This window comes from Marinobacter sp. LQ44, from assembly GCF_001447155.2.
Classification (GTDB): Bacteria; Pseudomonadota; Gammaproteobacteria; order Pseudomonadales; family Oleiphilaceae; genus Marinobacter.
On record NZ_CP014754.1, the window covers coordinates 3,296,177 to 3,316,125 of the forward strand.

The following is a 19,949-nucleotide window of genomic DNA, read 5'->3' on the forward strand; positions in this document are numbered from 1 at the left end:
ATGGGTACAGGGCAGGGCGCCCGTTGAAATCAGAAGAGGCGTATTATCGCGGAAAGTTTGGGTGTAAGCAAAAAGCTAGCCTGTGTGAACTGATCAGCCGGTTTCCTGCGGATCTACATCAACCACCCATCGGGTACTGGAGGGCAGTTTGGTTTGGTCCAGGTATTGGCAGAGCTGTGTCAGCACGCGGTTCAGGTGGCCACGGCTATCGCTGCACAGGATCAGCTGAGCCCGGTGGCGGTCGGCTTTGCGGGCGATAACGGCAGGTAACGGGCCCCAGATGTCGATGCCGGGGCTCTGCGCCATGGGTTTCAGGGTGTCCAGAAGTTGCAGGCTGTTCTGCATGGTGTCGGCTTCCGCCCGTACGATCGCCATAGCGCGGTAGGGTGGCAGGGCGCCGGTTTCTCGCTCGGCCAGGAGTTGGTCTGCGATTGCAGCGTAGTTACCCCGGCACAAGTTGGTGAGAAGCGGGTGGTCGCTGTGGCAGGTCTGGATCAGCACTTTTCCCGGTTTGTCGCCCCGACCGGCGCGGCCACTGACCTGCAGCAGAGTCTGGATCATCTGTTCCGGCGCCCGGAAATCAACACTGAACAGGCCACCGTCGGCGTTTACCACGCACACCAGTGTGACGTTGGGAAAGTCGTGGCCTTTTGCCAGCATTTGGGTGCCCACAAGAATGCACGGCTCACCAGTGTTCACTCTTTTAAGGATGGCTTGAATGCTGCCTTTACGCTGGGTGCTGTCCCGGTCGACCCGCACGATGGGGGTGTCCGGGAACTGTTCGGCCAAGGTGTCTTCGGTGCGCTCGGTGCCCTGGCCCACGGGCTTGAGGTTTTCGCTCTGGCATTTCGGGCAGGTGTGGCTGGCGGCCATCTGGAAGTCGCAGTGGTGGCAGCGCATGGCCCTGTCCCGCCGGTGGTAGGTCAGGCGGGTGTCGCAGCGGGGGCATTCTTCCAGGTGGCCACAGTCGAAGCACATCATCACCGGGGCAAAGCCGCGCCGGTTTACAAACACTAGGGCCTGTTCACCTTTTTCCAGTGTTTCCTTTATAGCGTTCAGGGCGGGGCGGGAAAGCCCGGCTTCCAGCGGCCGGCTGCGGATGTCCAGAAGCTCCAATGCTGGCGGTTTGGCGTTGCCGGCGCGTTCTTCCAGACGGATCAGCTGATACTTGCCCTGGCAGGCGTTATGCCAGGACTCCAGCGAGGGCGTGGCCGAGCCGAGAATCACCGGGCACCGGTTCAGGTGAGCGCGGTAGACGGCAACATCCCGCCCGGAATATCGGAAGCCTTCGCCCTGTTTGTAGGAGCTGTCGTGCTCCTCATCGACGATGATGGTGCGAAGGTGGCTAAAAGGAAGCAGCACTGCCGAGCGGGTGCCGATCAGGATGACCGGTTCGCCATTGCGGATTTTCAGCCAGGTGCTGAGGCGCTCGCCATCATTGAGGGCGGAATGCCATACCTGAATGCGGTCGCCAAAGTAGCGGCGGAAGCGAGCCAGGGTTTGAGGTGTCAGGTTGATTTCGGGCACCAGCACCAGTGCCTGTTCGTTCGTTTCAAGGTGCGTTTTTAAATAATGCAGGTAGAGCTCGGTTTTGCCGCTACCGGTGATGCCGTAGAGCAGGGTGGCGGAGAATTCGTGGGTGTGCTCCGGCATTTGAGCTGACGCTGCCTGTTGGGCGGCGGACAGGGTCGGGGCCGGCAGGTCTTCGGTGGCCGGCGTAGTTAAGGCTTTGGCGCCCTCGGTGATCAACTCTTTTTGTTGCAGGTTACGAATCTGAGCCCGGCTGAAGCCGGATTTCACCAGCGCGCTGGAGCTAATGCCAGGTGATTCCTTGATGGCATTGAACAGGGCGACCTGCCGATGTGCGTTGGCTGGTAAGGCGGCCTCTGTTGTCGCCGGATGCCAGCTTTCATCCGCTTTCTCCTGAGCGGGCCGGCCTCGTCGCAAGGCTGGGGGGAGGGCGGTAAACAGGCATTCCCCCAGCGGATGCTGGTAATAGTCGCTGGCCCAGGTGAGCAGGTTAAAGGTGTTGTCTGGCAGGGCTGGCCAGGCTTCCAGTGTGCCTTTGATGGCCTTCAGGTTGACGCCGGGCGGGGGCTCAACGCCAATCTCTACTACCAGGCCAGTCAAAGTCTGGCGGCCGAAAGGCACGGTAACCCGCTGGCCGGGGGCGAGCTCAAGGCCGTCGGGAATCAGGTAGTCAAACAGGCGCCTGAGGGGGCGGTTCAGGGCGATGCGGGCGATAGCTGGCCGTGTCACGGTATCTGCGTATCCTGATGGCGGGCCGTTTGGCGCCGGGCGTTGTGTTCTGGAGTCTTGTGAGGAGTCAAGATACTTGCCTGTGGCCGGGTTTGTCAGTAAGATTCGCGGTCTGTTTCTGGCCGGGCATGATTGTGCACGGTCTTTCCAATTGATTCAAACATGCGGTGCCTGGCATGTAGGCCGTTTCTCGGCGGGTGATCAGGTAGCGGCATGACCGACAGAGGTTCGCCATGAAAGAAGGTATTCACCCGAAGTACGAAGACATTACCGCCACCTGTTCTTGCGGTAACGTGATCAAGACCCGTTCCACCGTGGGTAACGATCTGCAGCTGGACGTATGCTCCCAGTGCCACCCGTTCTACACCGGTAAGCAGAAGGTTATGGACACCGGCGGTCGTATCGATCGGTTCCAGAAGCGTTTCGGCAGCCGTATCGGTGGCAAGAAAGCCTGATCTGCACCGAAATGTTGCAAAAAAGCGCCTGAGGGCGCTTTTTTTGTGTCCGGACGTCGGTTTTTTCGATGTCTTATACGCAAAATGCACTATTGACTGGTCATAAAATATTCGGTTACGGCTTGTCGTTTCGGGGCGGTCGCGCCATAATGTCGCGCTCCGTTGGGCGAGCCCCGGCGGTTATTACCTTTAAACGTGACAAACGGAACAGTGGCAATGTCTCAAGATCTGAAAGAAGCAGCCCTTGAATATCACGCCAAACCGCGGCCGGGTAAGCTGAGTGTTGAAATCACCAAGCCAACCCAGACTTCCCGCGACCTTTCCCTGGCGTACAGCCCCGGGGTTGCCGAACCGGTCCGCGAGATCGCGAAGGACCCCGAGAACGCATACAAGTACACGGCCAAGGGCAACCTGGTAGCTGTGATTTCTGATGGTACTGCGATCCTGGGTCTGGGTAATCTCGGCCCCCTGGCAAGCAAGCCGGTAATGGAAGGCAAGGGCGTACTGTTCAAGCGCTTTGCTGGTATTGACGTGTTCGATATCGAAGTCAATTCCGAAAGCCCGCAAGCGTTTATTGAAACTGTAGAGCGTATCGCGGATACCTTCGGTGGTATCAACCTCGAAGACATCAAGGCACCGGAGTGCTTCGAGATTGAGCGTGCGCTGATCGAAAAGTGCAACGTGCCCATCTTCCATGATGACCAGCACGGCACTGCCATCGTGACTGCAGCTGGCATGATCAACGCCCTTGAGCTGCAGGGTAAGAAAATTGAAGAGGCAAAGGTGGTTTGTCTGGGCGCCGGTGCGGCTGCCATTGCCTGCATGAAGTTGTTGATCAGCTGCGGTATTCGCTCTGAAAACATTTTCATGCTCGACCGCAAGGGTGTGATCCACTCTGGTCGTGACGATCTGAACCAGTACAAAGCGATGTTCGCCAACGAGACAGACAAGCGCACACTGGATGACGCCATTGATGGCGCCGACGTGTTCCTGGGTCTGTCTGGTCCGGACCTGTTGAGTGCTGAGCAGCTGGCGAAGATGGCTCCGAACCCGGTGGTGTTTGCCTGTTCCAACCCGGATCCGGAAATCAGCCCGGAAGTGGCTCTGGCTACCCGCGATGATCTGATCATGGCAACCGGCCGTTCGGACTATCCGAACCAGGTGAACAACGTGCTTGGCTTCCCGTTCATTTTCCGTGGCGCGCTGGACGTTCGTGCAACCGCTATCAACGAGGAAATGAAGGTTGCCGCGGTTAACGCAATCCGTGAGCTGGCCAAAGAGCCGGTGCCGCAGGAAATCTGTGAAGCCTACGGTGTTGATTCGTTCGAATTCGGTAAGGAATACATCATTCCAAAGCCGATGGATGTTCGTCTGCTGGAAGTGGTGCCGGCTGCCGTGGCCCGTGCTGCGGTAGATTCCGGTGTTGCGCGCAATCCGTACCCTGCGCATTACCCGCTGAAGTCTATGGACGACATCATCTGATCTGGATGTAGTTGTTCGGCTTCAACAAAAAACCGGCGGAGATCCCGCCGGTTTTTTTGTGTCTGGCCATTGCTGGGCTCGCCTGCACTGGATCAGAAAATCTGTCCGGGCAGGCTGTCAGAGTCATTGGCGCCTGATCCGTTGCCGTTGGTGTCCTGTGATAGCGGCGCTGGGGCATCTTCCTCTTTGAAGATTTCAAACGTGCCATCTTCTCCAGGGCGCGCCCGTTCGCCGGTTCTGGGGTTAATGCGGATGTTCACAATCCCGTTGGGTCTTGCCATGGTAGATTCGGGTGCGCCTTGCATGGCGGTTTTCATGTAATCAACCCAGATTGGCAGGGCTGTGCTTGCGCCAAACTCCCGTCGGCCGAGGGGGGCTGGCTGGTCGAAGCCCACCCATACGGTTGTTGCCACGTCGTGATTGAAGCCGGCAAACCAGGTGTCTTTCTGTTCGTTTGTGGTGCCGGTTTTGCCAGCCAGGTCTTGGCGATTCAGCGCCAGTGCGCGGCGACCGGTGCCGCGACGGACCACGTCCTGAAGAATCGTGTGCATGATATAAACCGAGCGTTCGTCGGCCAGGCGTTTCATCACGCGTTTTTCCGCAGACTGCTGGGCGCTTGCCGGCAACAGAATGCCATCCGTTTCCGGTGTGTCGCTGTTGCTCTCTGTGAGCGGGCCTTCACTGGCGTTATCTGTCAGTTGCTGTTCGCAGTCGTCGTCACACAGCACGGTTTCCGGTGCCTCGTAGACAACCGTGCCATCCGGCTCCCGAATCGTCTTGATAAGATACGGTTCCACGTCGTAGCCGCCATTGGCAATAACGGCAAAGCCCCGCGCCAGTTCCATTGGCGTGAGCTGGCCAGCCCCCAGAGAAAGTGACAGGTTGGCTGGCATGTTGGCGGTCGGGATCTTCAGCTGATCCAGGTAACTCAGGGTCTGACGAATGCCTAGATCCCTCAGCAGTCGAATCGAAACCAGGTTGCGCGAGCGATAGAGGCCTTCCCTGAGTGTGGTTGGGCCATAAAACTGACCTGATGAATTCTGGGGACGCCAGGCGCCTTCGAGCTCTGAGTCCTCAAATACGATGGGTGCATCGTTGTAAATGGTTGCGGGTGTGCGGCCGTTCTCCAGGGCAGAGAGGTATAGGAAAGGTTTGAACGTGGAACCTGGCTGGCGGTTAGCCTGGGTTGCCCGGTTGTATTTGCTCTGGCTAAAGCTGTAACCGCCGGCAAGGGCCTCAATGGCGCCGGTTTTTGCCGACAGAGAAATCACTGCGCCTTCCACTCTTGGGGCCTGAGAGAGCGCAACCTGTAGTTCAAGCCGGGGCTCGTTGCTGTCTGCTTCGCCGTCCTGTTCCTGAATCTGTGGCAGTTGTGCCACCTTGACGTAGACCACATCGCCAGCGCTGACCACGTCCGAAGGTTTTTCGGGGGTTGGGCCTGTCAGGTTCTCGGTGCGGTATCGCTTGGCCCAGGTCATGGTGTCGAAGTCCATCTTGCCGGGGCCGAGATGGCGGGTGTGCACCCGCGCCGCGCCTTCGTCATCATTCACTGCGGTGATTACTGCCGGGATCAGGCTTTCTACCCTTGGGTAATTAAGTAATTGGCTGGATAAATCCGACGCAGACATGCCGGCAATGTCAAGCTGGCCGATGGGGCCGCGGAAACCGTGCCGCCGATCGTAGTTTTCAAGACCGGTGCGGAGGGTTTCCGTTGCCGCTTGTTGTTTGGTTCCGTCAACGGTCAGCGTCACGCTGTAGCCATCATTGTAGGCAGCTTCACCAAAACGGCGAACCATCTCCGTTCGTGCCATCTCGGCGACGTAATCGGCGTCTACCTCAGCTTCCCGCATGTTATAGGTGGCGGTGAGCGGGGCTTTGGTTGCTTCTGACCAGTCTTCCTGTGTGATGTAGCCGAGATCCCGCATTCTTCCAAGAATCCAGTTTCGGCGTATCAGTGCTCGCTCAGGGTTGGCCAGAGGGTTGTAGGCAGAAGGCGCCTTTGGTAGTCCAGCCAGCATGGCCATCTGGGCAAGGGTGAGCTCGTCGACGGGTTTGTCGTAATAGACCTGGGCGGCGGCGGCGATGCCGTAGGCGCGGTTGCCCAGGTAGATCTTGTTCAGGTACAGCTCCAGGATCTTGTCTTTATCAAGTTCACGTTCGATCTGAAGAGCCAGAAGTATCTCGTTGAACTTACGAATAAAGGTGCGGTCGCGTGACAAAAAGTAATTTTTTGCAACCTGCATGGTGATCGTACTGCCGCCGGACTGGATACTGCCGGTGGACACCAGTTCGATGGCAGCCCGCGTCAACCCTTTGATGTCGACTCCGAAATGGTCGTGGAATCGGGCGTCTTCCGCGGCCAGAAAGGCTTGTAACTGAATTGTAGGGATCTGTTCGATTGTGATCGGTGCCCTTCTCTTTTCGCCGAATTCTGCTATTAATCTGTTGTCTGCACTGTATACCCGAAGCGGCGTCTGAAGTTTTACGTCCAGCAGTTGGTGAACAGGAGGCAGACTGGGCCGAAGGTATAAATAGAAGGCCGAGGCGATAATAATGGCGACACTCAGGCCGGTGAGCAGGAACCAGGCGAAAACACGAGATGTGCGCAGCAAATGAGACATTTTTTTCTGACAACAGTTGGATATAGGTCTATTATTTGAGAAATTGCTTTAGGAAGGTTGAGTTGCTTCACTGAATGCAAGATCTCTTGAATAACAAAGAGCCTGCATTGTAGACGGAAAACTTGAAGAATTCTCTTACATAAAAAACACATAAAGCGTCTCTGTCATGATTGCCGTATCAGGGATTGGTTCAGAGGCGCCTTAGCCGGGTGCATTAAACCAGGTATAGGGTGAGCGCGTGTTCGGATTGCTAGGAAAAAAATCCAGTGCAGTGCTGGGGGTGGATGTCAGCTCCAGCTCGGTCAAACTTCTGGAACTGTCAAGGCATGGCGACCGTTACAAGGTTGAAAGCTATGCGGTTGAGCCGTTGCCGGCCAACGCAGTTGTCGAGAAAAACATCACTGATGTAGAAGCGGTGGGTGAGGTGCTCAAGCGAGTCGCCTCCAAATCCCGTACCGGCGTCAAGCAGGTGGCCGTGGCCGTATCAGGTTCTGCGGTTATCACCAAGGTTATCCAAATGGATGGCGGCCTCAACGAATTCGAGATGGAAGACCAGATCACCCTTGAGGCCGATCAGTACATCCCGTATCCGTTGGATGAAGTAGCCATCGACTTTGAGGTGCAGGGGCCGTCTGAATCGAATCCGGACCAGGTCGACGTGTTGCTGGCCGCGTGCAGAAAAGAGAACGTGGATATCCGTGAGGACGCTCTCGAGATTGCCGGCCTGACCACCAAGATTGTGGATGTCGAAGCCTACGCGCTGGAAAGGGCATACAAGTTGATTGAGCCCCAGCTTGAATCCCAGGGCGAAGAGCTGGTGGTTGCCATCGTCGATATCGGCGCAACCATGACCACCCTGAGCGTGCTGGCCGAGGGCAAGACGGTTTATACCCGTGAGCAGATTTTCGGTGGTAAGCAACTGACTGAGGAGATTCAGCGTCGCTACGGCCTGTCCCTTGAGGAGGCCGGTCTCGCCAAGAAACAGGGTGGGCTTCCGGACGATTATGATCCGGAAGTGTTGACACCTTTCCGTGAGGCAGTCGTGCAGCAAGTCGCGCGCGCCCTCCAGTTCTTCTTTGGTGCCAGCCAGTACAATGCCGTTGATTACGTCGTTCTTGCCGGCGGCACGGCATCCATTCAGGGCCTGACCGAGATGGTCGAAGAGAAAACCGGTACGCCAACCCTGGTTGCGAATCCATTCGCCGACATGGCCGTGGGTTCCAGAGTGAATGCATCAGCCCTGAGCAATGATGCTCCATCGTTGATGATTGCCTGCGGCCTGGCAATGAGGAGTTTCGACTGATGGCAAAGATTAACCTCAGACCATGGCGTGAGGAACTGCGAGCTGAGAAGCAGAAGCAGTTCGTGGTCATGATCCTTGGCGCAGCTATTGTTGCTGCCGGCCTGGCGTTTCTTTGGAAATCCGATCTGGACAGCCGGATTGCCTATCAGCAATCCCGTAATGCCTACATTGAAACCGCCACAAAACAGCTTGATCAGCAGATCAGGGAAATCGAGAACCTCAAGCGTCAGCGCGATGAATTGCTGGCGAGAATGCAGGTAATCCAGGATCTGCAGGGTACTCGCCCGGTCATCGTTCGGGTGTTTGATGAGTTGGTTCGCACCTTGCCTGATGGCCTCTTCTACACCGATCTGAAGCGGACGGGAGAACGCATCGAAATCGTGGGTATGGCGGAGTCGAACAGCCGCATATCCAACCTGATGCGTCAGTTTGATGACTCTGACTGGTTCACCAATCCCAACCTTACCAATGTGGCTGCAGCCGACGCTCGTCGTGCAGGTTACAGCCAGTTCAACCTGTCTGTTCAGCAGCAGACGCCAGAGCCCGAAGGGGAGGATAATTAATGAGCCTCGCGGACTCACTCAAAAGCTTGAACGAATTTGATATCAACGACCTCGATATCAATAACGCCGGTATCTGGCCTGCACCGATAAAAGCCATTGTTGCTCTGATTATTTTTGGCCTGATTCTTGGCGGCGGATACTGGTTCTTTATCAAAGATCAGTATGCTCAGTTGGAAAGGGTCGAGCGCACCGAGCAGGAGCTCAAGCAACAATATGAGCGTAAGGCCTATCAGGTGGCTAACCTTGACGTGTTCAAAGCTCAAATGGCTGAGATGGAAGAGACGTTTGGCGCGTTGGTACGCCAGTTGCCCAGTGAGACTGAGGTGCCGGGGTTGTTGGAGGATATCACCAATACCGCATTGGGTAGTGGTCTGTCTCTGCAGCAAGTGGCGCTACAGCCTGAGCAGCGGCGGGATTTTTACTCGGAGTTGCCGATCAATATCCGGGTATCCGGTGCGTATCACGAACTTGCGACGTTTGTTAGCAGTGTGGCAAGTCTGCCGCGGATTGTGACATTGCACGATTTAACCATAAAACCAATTGGCGGAGATGGTGAGCGGCTTGATATGCAAGTTGTTGCACGTACCTACCGCTACCGGGCTGGAGAGTGAGCATGACAGGAAAGCATGCGGGAAAAGCCTGGCTGGGTGTGTGTCTGGCGTCTTTGCTGACGGCTTGTTCCCAGGGCAACGGTTTCTCGGATCTGGACAAGTTCATGGCCGATACCCGGGCGAAGCCCCGGGGGCACGTGGAGCCCCTGCCAGAATTCAAGGCTTATGAGGCGTTCAGTTATTCAGCAGCCGATCGTCGTGCCCCCTTTGAGCCGCCTGTTGACGTTCAGTTGACCATGGTGGACGACGAACCGGTCAGTGACGTCGAGCCAGATCTGGACCGGCCGAGAGAAGTGCTTGAGAACTTTGATCTTAAGTCGCTGACCATGGTCGGCACGCTGCAGGGTGTCGACGGCGGCCTGTTTGCGCTTATCCGGGATGGTAACAACGGCATTCACCGGGTACGAAACGGAAATTATATGGGGCAGAACTACGGTCGGATTGTCGGCATCAGTGAAACCCGCATTGAATTGATTGAAATCGTTCCAAATGGCCGGGGTGGCTGGGTCGAGCGCCCACGTTCCCTGTCTTTGGATGAAGGATAAGGCCGGGAGCGATAAAGGATGAACGAAAAAAACATGCACGAACAAAATGGTTTAAGGTCGAGGCTAGCGATGTTCAAAAAACTCAATGTCTGCGTGGGCGTGATCGCCATCGGGTTATGGACCAGCCTGGCCAGCGCGGTCACGCTGGAAGACGTGTCGTTTTCGTCGCTGCCGGGAGAGCGCCTGGAAGTGACCATGAAATTCGACGGACCGCCGCCAGAGCCAACCGGTTACACGATTGAGCGCCCGGCGCGGATTGCCGTGGACCTCAAAGACACCACCAGTGGGCTTAACCAGCGGAGCATTCCGCTTGGGTCCGGCAATGCGCAAAGCGTGACCGTGGTGGAAACCAAAGATCGCACGCGGCTGATCTTCAATCTGGTGGAATTGACTCCCCACGAGACAGTTCGCCAGAACAATTCGCTGGTCATGACTATTGGCGGTGCCAGTGGTGCCCCGGCAACTGCTGCTACTTCCCAGCAACGCCAGTCAGGATCGACGGCCGCAGCTTCCTCGAGTGCCTTGGCAGGCGTTGATTTTCGCCGGAGCAAGGAAGGTGAGGGGCGAGTGATTGTTGATCTCGGTAACGCCTCCGCGGCGGTAAATCTGTCTGAGCAGGCGGGTCGCATCCGGCTCACGATGCCGGGACTGGATGTCCCTTCGGAACTTCGTCGTCGTCTTGATGTGACCGACTTTGCGACACCCGTTACCCGGATCGATACTTTCGTTGAGGACGGCAATGCGGTGGTTGAGATTCGCCCTGAAGGCAATTATGACTATATCGCCTATCAGTCAGGTCGTGAATTTACGGTTAGTGTCGAGCAACTCACTGAAGAAGAGGCGGAGACCCGTCGCGAAGAGAAGTTCCCATACACCGGCGACAAGCTCTCACTTAACTTCCAGGACATTGAAGTCCGCTCGGTGCTCCAGTTGATTGCCGACTTTACCGGACTGAATCTGGTGGCCAGTGACACAGTGGGCGGTAGCATTACCCTGCGCCTGCAGAATGTGCCTTGGGATCAGGCGCTTGACCTTATCCTTAAAACTAAAGGTCTGGATAAGCGTCAGATTGGTAACGTTCTTCTGGTGGCCCCTGCGGAGGAAATCGCAGCGCGAGAGAGGCTTGAGCTGGAGACAAACAAGCAAATTGCTGAGCTGGCCCCCGTGCGTCTGGACATCATTCAGGTGAACTACGCGAAGGCTGGAGATATCGTGGCACTGATTCGTGCAGACGAAGAGCTTATTTCCTCCAGGGGTTTTGTTTCCTCGGATGTTCGTACCAACACGATCAGTGTGCGTGAGACGCAGCAAAAGCTGGAAGAGATTCGCCGATTGGTTGGCACTTGGGATGTGCCAGTTCGCCAGGTATCGATCGAAGCTAGAATCGTACGCGCTCAGAATAACGTTTCCGAAGAGCTCGGTGTGCGTTGGGGCGCGCAAGGCCGTGCTACTGCCGATGGTGGTTCCGATAACATAATTATCGGTGGTTCTCAGGGGGGGCTGGCAGGTATCTCTCCGAGTGGTCCGTTGAGTCTGCCATCCGATCTCAATGTTGATTTGGGTGTTACTCGCGCTGGTTCCTCTTCTGTCGCGCTGGGGTATATTGGCACCGACTTCCTCCTGGATCTTGAGTTGTCAGCATTTGAAACAGACGGTCGTGCAGAGGTGGTTTCGCAGCCGAGGGTTGTCACCGCAGATCGTCAGAGTGCTTCGATCAAATCTGGTGAAGAAATCCCTTACCAGGAAGCAACTTCCAGTGGTGCAACCAATGTTGAGTTCAAGGAAGCGGTTCTATCTCTGGAAGTAACCCCCCAGATCACTCCGGATGACAAAATCATCATGGATTTGGTGGTAAACCAGGATTCCCGAGGCGAGGTAACGGCCGGTATCCCCTCTATAAATACCAATTCCGTGACCACTCAGGTTCTGGTAGCGAACGGGGAGACAGTTGTGCTAGGCGGTATCTTCCAGTCTGAGGTGGCCACCCAAACCACGAAGACTCCGTTCCTGGGCGATATTCCTTACCTAGGTCGCCTTTTCAAACGCACTGAGCACATTGACGAGCGAAGCGAGTTGTTGATCTTTGTAACTCCGAAGATCATCAAAAACGACCTGATTCAGTAATCGCTCCGCACATAAAAAGCCGCCGCTAACCCCGGCGGCTTTTTTCTTTGTATCGGCCTCCGGCTTATGGAATGTCTTGCCCTGTGCTATTCTCACGCGCTTGAACCCTGTTGAGCGGAAATTATGTCTTTGCCCGAACGTGTTGTCCTGGTCGGCCCTATGGGAGCCGGAAAAAGTACGATTGGCCGTATGCTCGCCAAAGAGCTGGGTTATCGTTTTCTTGATTCAGACCGGATAATCGAAGAGCGGTGCGGAGCCAATATTCCCTGGATATTCGATGTCGAGGGAGAAGACGGATTCCGGCAGCGCGAAACCGCCATGCTGGATGAGCTTTCAGAAACGCAGGGAACGGTATTGGCGACCGGAGGTGGTGCGGTCATGCGCCCGGAAAACCATGCATTGTTGCGGAAAAATGCAGTGGTGATCTATCTCAAAACGTCGATTGAGCAGCAGGTAGAGCGCACCCGAAAAGATCGAAATCGCCCCCTGCTTCAGAACGATGACCCCGAGGGTGTGTTGAGAAGGCTGTTCGCAGTCCGGGACCCGCTATACACCAAGCTCGCTGATATCGTGATGTTCACCGATCGCAAGAGTCCACGATTGGTGGTGCGCCAGCTGGTGAATCGAATCAATCCCAAAACCCCAAGACACAAACGGCAGAGACGTAAAGAAGGTCGTCAACATGTACCAGGTACTCAAAGAGCTTAAAGTAGAGCTGGGTGACCGCAGCTATCCCATCGTTATTGGTCAGGGGTTGCTGGGGGCTTATGATCTGACACCCTGGGTGTCCGGCAGTCAGGTGATGATTGTCACCAACGAGACGGTTGCACCTTTATACCTTGAGCGCGCGAAGGCTTGCTTCCCAGGAAAATCGGTTGATGTGGTCACGCTTCCGGATGGCGAGAAGTTCAAGGATTGGCAGACCCTTAACCTGATTTTCGACCGGCTGCTGGAGCGCCGGCACTCCAGAAAAACAACGCTTGCTGCCCTGGGCGGCGGCGTCATCGGGGATGTGGCGGGGTTTGCAGCGGCCTGCTATCAGCGGGGCGTACCATTTATCCAGATGCCCACAACCCTGCTTTCCCAGGTGGATTCATCCGTTGGTGGTAAAACCGGAATCAATCATCCATTGGGCAAGAACATGGTTGGCGCTTTTCATCAGCCGAACATCGTCCTGATTGATACCGATTCCCTGACCACACTTCCCCCCAGGGAGGTGTCGGCTGGGCTTGCGGAAGTTATCAAGTACGGCCTGATTCGTGACGTGCCTTTTCTGGAGTGGCTGGAAGCTAACATGGATGCGTTGGTCCGGCTGGAGCCCGAAGCAGTAGGAGAGGCCATTTTTCGTTCCTGCCAGTGCAAGGCAGACGTTGTGGCCTTCGATGAGAGGGAAGGGGGCTTGCGGGCCATCCTGAATCTTGGCCATACCTTTGGTCATGCGATCGAAACCTACGCGGGTTACGGCAACTGGCTCCACGGCGAGGCGGTTGGAACCGGGATGATGATGGCATCTGACTTGTCTTTGAGAGAAGGTATGATCAGTGCCGACGATCATAAGAGAGCGTTGGCCTTGATTCGCCGGGCTGGGCTACCGGAGCGGGCCCCCAAAGGCATGACGCCCGATGATTTCATGTCTCTGATGGCCGTTGATAAGAAGAATGTGGATGGCAAGCTCCGGCTGGTGTTGATGCGGGCCTTGGGGGATGCTTTTGTAACCGCTGACGCCCAGCCGGACAACCTCAGAAAGACCTTATTGGAATTTATCGATTAAGCGTCGTATCACGCAGTGATTGAGCAACGGGCAGGGATGAGTTGTGACCCAGGATAACCTGAACGCGATAGACAGTGGCGGATTGTTTCCCCGCCTCCAGCAACGCTACGGCTTGCGCGATAATCCGCTGGACATGGAGACGCCGTTCTTCCCGGACGCCATGCGCCACCATGCACTGGAGTCACTGCGTCATCTCTGCGGTTTCGGGGATATGGCGCTGCTGGTAACGGGTGCGCCAGGTGCTGGCAAAACGCGGATACTCACGGAGTTGGTTCGCAGCGAATCATCCCGGCTCGATTTTCATCGTATCCCCACGGCAGCTCTGACGAGTGCCCAGGCATTGGCCAGGGATCTCCGTAAAATCGCCCGTTCAGGTGTACCGGCGGACTCGGAGCCTCGAGAGCTGGTTTACCAATTTTTCCGGTGGTCCCAGGCGCGTGCTCAACGTGGGCAGCGGCTGGTGTTGATTCTGGATGATGCCGATCGGGTAGCTCCGGAGTTATTGAATCTTTTACTCTCCGGATTTCTTGCGGCTGACCGGTCGCTGGCCGCTGCTTTGGTGTTCTCTGGTGCCGAAGGTTTGCAGGATCAGTTTCGGGCGGAAGATCTTGCCGTTCACATCCACCATATCAGCCTTCCCCCGTTAAGCCGAGACGAGATTTTCGCCTTCCTTGAGCCCCGGGTTCACCGCGCTGGTGGCCGAAAGGAAGAGTTGCTTTCTTCATCACGGCTAAAGCAGCTTCATGCTTTGAGTCAGGGCAGTTTCGGCCGACTGAAACGCGTTGCACCAGGTATCTGGCTCGACATGGTTGCGCCACAAAGCCGAGCCGCAGCCCGTAGCTGGCCACCCCTTGCTTCAATGCGTTGGCCCGCCTTGGCACTGGTGATATTGCTGGTGTCATGGTGGTTCGTGGCGCGGCAATACGATGACTCGGTCGCTGGTTCTGCGGGTATGGAGACCCCGAGAGAGACTGTTCGAAGGAGCATTACCGTCGGGCCTGAGGCAGGGCGAGGGGCGGGTGAAACACTTCCCGTTGATGCACTGCCGTCGCCGGAGTTGGCACGCCAGCAGGAACCGGAAAACCCCGCGTTGACGGACCTGGATGCGGTGACCGAAGCTGAGCCAGAGCCAGAGCCAGAGCCAGAGCCAGAGCCAGAGCCAGAGCCAGAGCCAGAGCCAGAGCCAGAGCCAGAGCCAGAGCCAGAGCCAGAACCAGAACCAGAGCCAGAGCCAGAGCCAGAACCAGAACCAGAACCAGCCTTCGCTCCGGCAAGACCGGAGAACTTTGTGGCTTTGGCGCAACTGAAACAACGTAAAGGTTGGACGCTTCAGCTCGTGGCTGGTAATCAGGAGCGTACGATTCTGAGCGTTATTGATCGCCAGCCAGATAACCCTCAGTTGAGCTATACCGTCGGAGAGCGCCAGGGGCAGCCTTGGTTTATGCTGGTGTATGGCCAGTATCCCAGCCTCGAATCCGCCCGGGAGGCAGCCGGACAATTGCCCGCCGCGCTCGGGATATCTGAGCCTTGGGTGCGATCCTTCGAAAGTTACTAGGTGCACCGTTATGGTGCATTTCCGTCCTGTTCTAGCGGTAAAACAGCGAAAAAAATTGTATACGTAGTTTCACGTGTGTAAAATCGCTTCCCCTTTTTTTCGGTGTCAGTACGTTTTGCGCACTAATTTGGTGCGCTTCGGGCTGGCGAGAAAGCATTTACACGCGAGAGAACGCTTATGACAACAGGCTTGTATCATCCCGATGAGTTCAGGGACAACTGTGGTTTTGGCCTGATTGCCCACATGAAGGGCGAGGCGAGCCATAAGCTGTTGCAAACGGCCATCGAGTCATTGACTTGCATGACCCACCGTGGAGGCATCGCAGCCGATGGCAAAACCGGTGATGGTTGTGGGCTTCTTATTCAAAGTCCCAAGGCCTTCCTCTACAAAGCTGCTCAGGCGGCGTTCGGGAAAAAACCTGGAGACTTATTTGCAGTCGGCCAGGTTTTTTTAGCCCGGGACGAAAGCCAGGCGGCCGCCGGTCGTGCTGCGGTTGAGAAAAACCTCGTCGATCAGGGGTTGGAAATCATGGGCTGGCGAGAAGTGCCCGTGGACGACAGTTGCCTGGGGCCAATGGCGCTGGATTGTCTGCCCAGGATTGAACAGGTTTTTGTTGAGCCGGGCGGAAAAACCGAGCAGGAATTTGCCGTTGCGCTGTTTGTTGGTCGCCGCCATGCTGAGCGGGAGATGGCGGACGACTCTGAGTTTTATATCTGCAGCTTGTCGCATCGCACCCTTGCATACAAAGGCCTGATGATGCCGGCGGATCTCGCCAACTTTTATAAGGATCTGGGTGATCCGGATCTGCAAACCGCCATCTGTGTGTTCCACCAGCGGTTCTCCACCAACACCATGCCCAAGTGGCCGCTGGCCCAGCCGTTCCGGTTCCTGGCCCACAACGGTGAGATCAACACCATCGACGGCAACCGTAACTGGGCGATTGCACGCGCGGCCAAGTTCAGCTCACCGGACCTGCCAGATCTGCAAACCCTGCAGCCGCTGGTTAATCTGACTGGCTCGGATTCCTCCAGCATGGATAACATGCTGGAGATATTGCTGGCCGGTGGAGTTGACCTTTTCCGTGCCGTTCGGATGATGATCCCACCGGCCTGGCAGAATGTAGACACCATGGATTCCCAGTTGCGGGCGTTCTATGAATACAACTCCATGCATATGGAGCCCTGGGATGGCCCTGCCGGCCTGGTTATGTCTGATGGTCGTTACGCCCTGTGTATGCTCGACCGTAACGGCTTGCGCCCGGCTCGCTGGGTCATCACCAAGGACGACTTTATCACCCTGGCGTCGGAAGTGGGCACCTACGGCTACTCGCCCGACGATGTGGTTGCCAAGGGCCGCGTGGGGCCCGGGCAGATGCTGGCCATCGATACCGAGTCAGGGGAGGTGTTGCACACAGCGGATATCGATCAGCGCCTGAAAACCGCGCAGCCTTATAAGCGCTGGTTGAAAGACAACGCCCTGCGGGTAGAAACCACGCTGAACCAGGCCACCCCTGAGTTCAAACTGATGGAGCCGGACGAACTTCTGGTTCATCAGAAGATGTTCAATATCTCCTTTGAAGAGCGCGACCAGGTGTTGCGTCCGCTGGCTGAAAGCGCGCAAGAAGCTGTGGGCTCCATGGGTGACGATACGCCGATGGCCGTGCTGTCCAGCAAGGTGCGGCATGCGGCGGATTATTTCCGCCAGAAGTTTGCCCAGGTCACCAACCCGCCTATCGACCCGCTGCGCGAAACCATCGTGATGTCGCTGGAAACCTGCTTGGGTGCGGAGCAAAACGTCTTTGAGGAGACCCCGGAACACGCCAACCGGATTATTCTGACAACCCCGGTGTTGTCGCCGGCCAAGTTCCTCAAGCTCAGCAATAACGATCGCCCGGGCTTTGAAGTGGCCAGAATTGCCATGAGCTACCGCCCGGAGGAAGGCCTTCAGGAGGCGGTTCGCCGGATGTGCGATGAGGCTGAAAAGTCGGTCCGCGACGGTAAGGTACTGCTGATTCTAAGCGACAAGGACCTGGTGGAAGGCGAGTTGCCTGTCAACGCCATGATGGTGACCGGTGCTGTGCACCACCACCTGGTTGAGCGGGGTCTGCGCTGCGATTCCAACATCATTGTGGAAACCGGCTGGGCCCGGGATCCCCATCACTTCGCCGTACTGTTCGGCTTTGGTGCCACTGCGGTTTATCCGTACCTGGCCTATCAGGTCCTTAACGATCTGATCCGGACCGGCGAGTTGCTGATGGATCCGATTGAAGCCAAGAACAACTACCGTAAGGGCATCAACAAAGGCTTGCTGAAGATCCTGTCGAAGATGGGGATCTCCACCATCACCTCCTACCGCGGTGCCCAGCTGTTTGAAGCCATCGGTCTGGCCGATAACGTTGTGGATCTCTGCTTCAAGGGTGTGCCCAGCCGTATTCAAGGCGCGGACTTCTTCGACTTCCAGCAGGATCAGGAGCAGCTCGCAGCCGTTGCCTGGAAGCCCCGTAAGCCGCTGTCTCAAGGTGGCTTGCTCAAGTACGTTCACGGTCAGGAATATCACGCTTTTAACCCGGACGTGGTTGCCAAGCTCCAGGATGCGGTTATCAGTGGTGATTACGGCCATTACCAGGAATACGCTGGCTTGGTGAACGAGCGCCCGGTGGCCACTCTGCGTGACCTCCTGGTATTCAAGAAAGATCTCAAGCCGATTGATATCTCCGAGGTTGAGCCGGTTGAGAATATCTTCCCCCGGTTTGATTCGGCGGCCATGTCGTTGGGCGCTTTGTCTCCCGAGGCCCACGAGGCGCTGGCAGTAGCCATGAATACTCTGGGTGGCCGTTCTAACTCTGGTGAGGGTGGTGAAGACCCTGCCCGCCATGGCACCAATCGCCGTTCGAAGATCAAGCAGGTTGCCTCTGGCCGATTCGGTGTAACCGCAGAATACCTGCGAAGCGCCGATGTCATGCAGATTAAAGTCGCCCAGGGTGCCAAGCCCGGTGAGGGTGGCCAGTTGCCTGGTGGCAAGGTGAATGATCTGATCGCTCGCCTGCGTTATTCCGTGCCGGGTGTGACCCTGATTTCGCCACCACCGCACCACGATATCTATTCTATCGAGGATCTGGCGCAGCTGATTTTCGATCTGAAGCAGGTGAACCCGGAAGCCCTGGTGTCGGTGAAGCTGGTGTCCGAACCTGGAGTGGGTACTATCGCCGCCGGTGTGGCAAAGGCCTATGCCGACCTGATTACTGTATCTGGTTACGATGGCGGTACTGCGGCCAGCCCGCTGACATCGATTCGCTATGCCGGCTCGCCGTGGGAGCTGGGTCTGACCGAAACCCAGCAGGCGCTGAGAGCAAATGACCTGCGGGGCAAGATTCGCCTGCAGACTGACGGTGGTATCAAGACTGGCTTGGATGTTGTTAAAGCAGCCATTCTGGGCGCCGAAAGCTTCGGCTTCGGCACTACGCCAATGGTGGCCCTGGGTTGTAAATACCTGCGTATCTGTCACCTGAATAACTGTGCCACCGGTGTTGCTACCCAGAACGATTACCTGCGGGAAGAGCACTTCAAGGGCACTGTTGAGATGGCCATGAACTTCTTCCGTTTTGTCGCGGAAGAAACCCGCGAGTGGATGGCCAAGCTGGGTGTTCGCAGTCTTGAGGAACTGGTTGGCCGTGTCGATCTGCTTGAGCGCCTGCCGGGCAATACCGAGCGCCAGAAAAAGCTGGACCTGACGCGTCTGCTGCAGAATGACCACATCCCGGCGGACAAGCCCCAGACTTGTCAGGTTGAGCGCAACCATCCGTTCGACGAAGGCCGCCTGGCGGAGCAGATGGTGAAAGACACCGCTGCAGCTATCGCAGAGAAGTCCGGCGGCGCCTGGAGCTACAAGGTTACCAACTGCGATCGCTCCATTGGTGCGCGGCTGTCTGGCGAAATTGCAGCGCAGTACGGTAACCAGGGAATGGTGGATGCACCGATCACTCTGGATCTTACCGGGACCGCAGGCCAGAGCTTTGGTGTGTGGAACGTGGGTGGTCTGAACCTGATTCTTGAAGGCGATGCCAACGACTATGTGGGCAAGGGTATGACTGGCGGCAAGCTGGTTGTTAAACCGCCCCGTGGCAGCGACTTCAAAACCCAGGAAACATCCATCGTGGGTAATACCTGCCTGTACGGCGCGACAGGGGGCAAGCTGTTTGCCGCTGGCACAGCCGGTGAACGCTTTGCCGTTCGTAACTCTGGTGCCCATGCGGTTGTAGAAGGGGCCGGGGACCACTGTTGTGAATACATGACCGGCGGCCTGGTGACCGTTCTCGGTTCCACCGGATATAACTTCGGTGCCGGCATGACCGGCGGCTTCGCCTATGTGCTGGATCTGGACAACACCTTCGTGGACAAGTACAACCATGAACTGGTTGAGATCCAGCGCATTTCGCGGGAAGACATGGAAGCCTACCGGAACCACCTGCGTGGTGTGATCCGGGAGCATATTTCCGAAACCGGAAGCGCCTGGGCGGAGCACCTACTTGAAGATTTCGACGATTACATCGGCCGCTTCTGGCTGGTGAAGCCAAAGGCTGCGAACCTGCGCAGCCTGCTGGCCAGCACCCGTGCCCGCCCGGAATAAGGCTGGGCAACGCAAAGGTTGATGGGCTGCGCCA

At 56.7% G+C, this 19,949-nt stretch carries 13 protein-coding genes; 11 read left to right on the top strand and 2 right to left on the bottom strand.

Going from position 1 to position 19,949, the window contains the following annotated elements:
• Nucleotides 1-93: 93 nt before the first annotated feature.
• Nucleotides 94-2,259 carry a primosomal protein N' gene (locus tag ASQ50_RS15160; protein WP_058090078.1) on the bottom strand — a complete coding sequence of 722 codons (2,166 nt, stop codon included), beginning with the start codon at nt 2,257-2,259 and terminating at the stop codon, nt 94-96.
• Between the two features lie 233 nt (nt 2,260-2,492).
• On the opposite strand from ASQ50_RS15160, the gene rpmE reads away from it, so the two are divergent.
• Together rpmE and ASQ50_RS15170 are read left to right on the top strand one after the other, a co-directional pair.
• Nucleotides 2,493-2,714: a 50S ribosomal protein L31 gene (gene rpmE / locus ASQ50_RS15165; protein ID WP_058090079.1), complete on the top strand. Its 222-nt coding sequence runs from the start codon at nt 2,493-2,495 to the stop codon at nt 2,712-2,714.
• 216 nt (nt 2,715-2,930) lie between these two features.
• A complete protein-coding gene (locus ASQ50_RS15170; RefSeq protein WP_058090080.1) occupies nt 2,931-4,196 on the top strand; it encodes a malic enzyme-like NAD(P)-binding protein in 1,266 nt (421 codons plus the stop codon).
• Nucleotides 4,197-4,288: 92 nt separating this feature from the next.
• Here ASQ50_RS15170 and ASQ50_RS15175 read toward each other — a convergent pair whose 3' ends face one another.
• The gene (locus ASQ50_RS15175) at nt 4,289-6,817 is read right to left on the bottom strand and encodes a penicillin-binding protein 1A (RefSeq protein WP_058090081.1); all 2,529 of its coding nucleotides are present in this window, start codon (nt 6,815-6,817) and stop codon (nt 4,289-4,291) included.
• A gap of 238 nt (nt 6,818-7,055) precedes the next feature.
• On the opposite strand from ASQ50_RS15175, the gene ASQ50_RS15180 reads away from it, so the two are divergent.
• From ASQ50_RS15180 to gltB, 9 genes are all read left to right on the top strand, one after another.
• Nucleotides 7,056-8,120, top strand: coding sequence for a pilus assembly protein PilM (locus tag ASQ50_RS15180; RefSeq protein ID WP_058090082.1), 1,065 nt, complete (start codon nt 7,056-7,058; stop codon nt 8,118-8,120).
• On the top strand, nt 8,120-8,683 hold the full coding sequence (locus ASQ50_RS15185) for a PilN domain-containing protein (RefSeq protein ID WP_058090083.1): 564 nt from the start codon (nt 8,120-8,122) through the stop codon (nt 8,681-8,683). Before ASQ50_RS15180 ends, ASQ50_RS15185 begins: the two co-directional genes overlap by 1 nt.
• Complete coding sequence (locus ASQ50_RS15190; RefSeq protein ID WP_058090084.1) at nt 8,683-9,294, top strand: type 4a pilus biogenesis protein PilO; 612 nt, start codon at nt 8,683-8,685, stop codon at nt 9,292-9,294. The genes ASQ50_RS15185 and ASQ50_RS15190 overlap by 1 nt, the downstream gene beginning before the upstream one ends.
• A gap of 2 nt (nt 9,295-9,296) precedes the next feature.
• A complete protein-coding gene (locus ASQ50_RS15195; protein WP_058090085.1) occupies nt 9,297-9,839 on the top strand; it encodes a pilus assembly protein PilP in 543 nt (180 codons plus the stop codon).
• 69 nt (nt 9,840-9,908) lie between these two features.
• Nucleotides 9,909-11,963, top strand: a complete 2,055-nt coding sequence (gene pilQ, locus ASQ50_RS15200) for a type IV pilus secretin PilQ (RefSeq protein ID WP_227513186.1) — start codon at nt 9,909-9,911, stop codon at nt 11,961-11,963.
• Nucleotides 11,964-12,086: 123 nt separating this feature from the next.
• The gene (gene aroK, locus ASQ50_RS15205) at nt 12,087-12,671 is read left to right on the top strand and encodes a shikimate kinase AroK (protein ID WP_058090087.1); all 585 of its coding nucleotides are present in this window, start codon (nt 12,087-12,089) and stop codon (nt 12,669-12,671) included.
• Complete coding sequence (aroB, locus tag ASQ50_RS15210) at nt 12,646-13,734, top strand: 3-dehydroquinate synthase (RefSeq protein WP_058090088.1); 1,089 nt, start codon at nt 12,646-12,648, stop codon at nt 13,732-13,734. The genes aroK and aroB overlap by 26 nt, the downstream gene beginning before the upstream one ends.
• Nucleotides 13,735-13,777: 43 nt before the next feature.
• Entirely contained in the window at nt 13,778-15,289 is a 1,512-nt protein-coding gene (locus tag ASQ50_RS15215) for an AAA family ATPase (protein ID WP_068351559.1), read from the top strand.
• Nucleotides 15,290-15,466: 177 nt separating this feature from the next.
• The gene (gene gltB / locus ASQ50_RS15220) at nt 15,467-19,915 is read left to right on the top strand and encodes a glutamate synthase large subunit (RefSeq protein ID WP_058091269.1); all 4,449 of its coding nucleotides are present in this window, start codon (nt 15,467-15,469) and stop codon (nt 19,913-19,915) included.
• The last annotated feature ends 34 nt before the right edge of the window (nt 19,916-19,949 follow it).

Bases quoted from the DNA above. Each gene is read 5' to 3' on its own strand.
- ASQ50_RS15170 (WP_058090080.1), top strand. From the start codon at position 2,931: ATGTCTCAAGATCTGAAAGAAGCAGCCCTTGAATATCACGCCAAACCG.
- aroB (WP_058090088.1), top strand. From the start codon at position 12,646: ATGTACCAGGTACTCAAAGAGCTTAAAGTAGAGCTGGGTGACCGCAGC.
- ASQ50_RS15190 (WP_058090084.1), top strand. From the start codon at position 8,683: ATGAGCCTCGCGGACTCACTCAAAAGCTTGAACGAATTTGATATCAAC.
- ASQ50_RS15175 (WP_058090081.1), bottom strand. From the start codon at position 6,817: ATGTCTCATTTGCTGCGCACATCTCGTGTTTTCGCCTGGTTCCTGCTC.
- rpmE (WP_058090079.1), top strand. From the start codon at position 2,493: ATGAAAGAAGGTATTCACCCGAAGTACGAAGACATTACCGCCACCTGT.
- pilQ (WP_227513186.1), top strand. From the start codon at position 9,909: ATGTTCAAAAAACTCAATGTCTGCGTGGGCGTGATCGCCATCGGGTTA.
- ASQ50_RS15195 (WP_058090085.1), top strand. From the start codon at position 9,297: ATGACAGGAAAGCATGCGGGAAAAGCCTGGCTGGGTGTGTGTCTGGCG.
- aroK (WP_058090087.1), top strand. From the start codon at position 12,087: ATGTCTTTGCCCGAACGTGTTGTCCTGGTCGGCCCTATGGGAGCCGGA.
- ASQ50_RS15185 (WP_058090083.1), top strand. From the start codon at position 8,120: ATGGCAAAGATTAACCTCAGACCATGGCGTGAGGAACTGCGAGCTGAG.
- gltB (WP_058091269.1), top strand. From the start codon at position 15,467: ATGACAACAGGCTTGTATCATCCCGATGAGTTCAGGGACAACTGTGGT.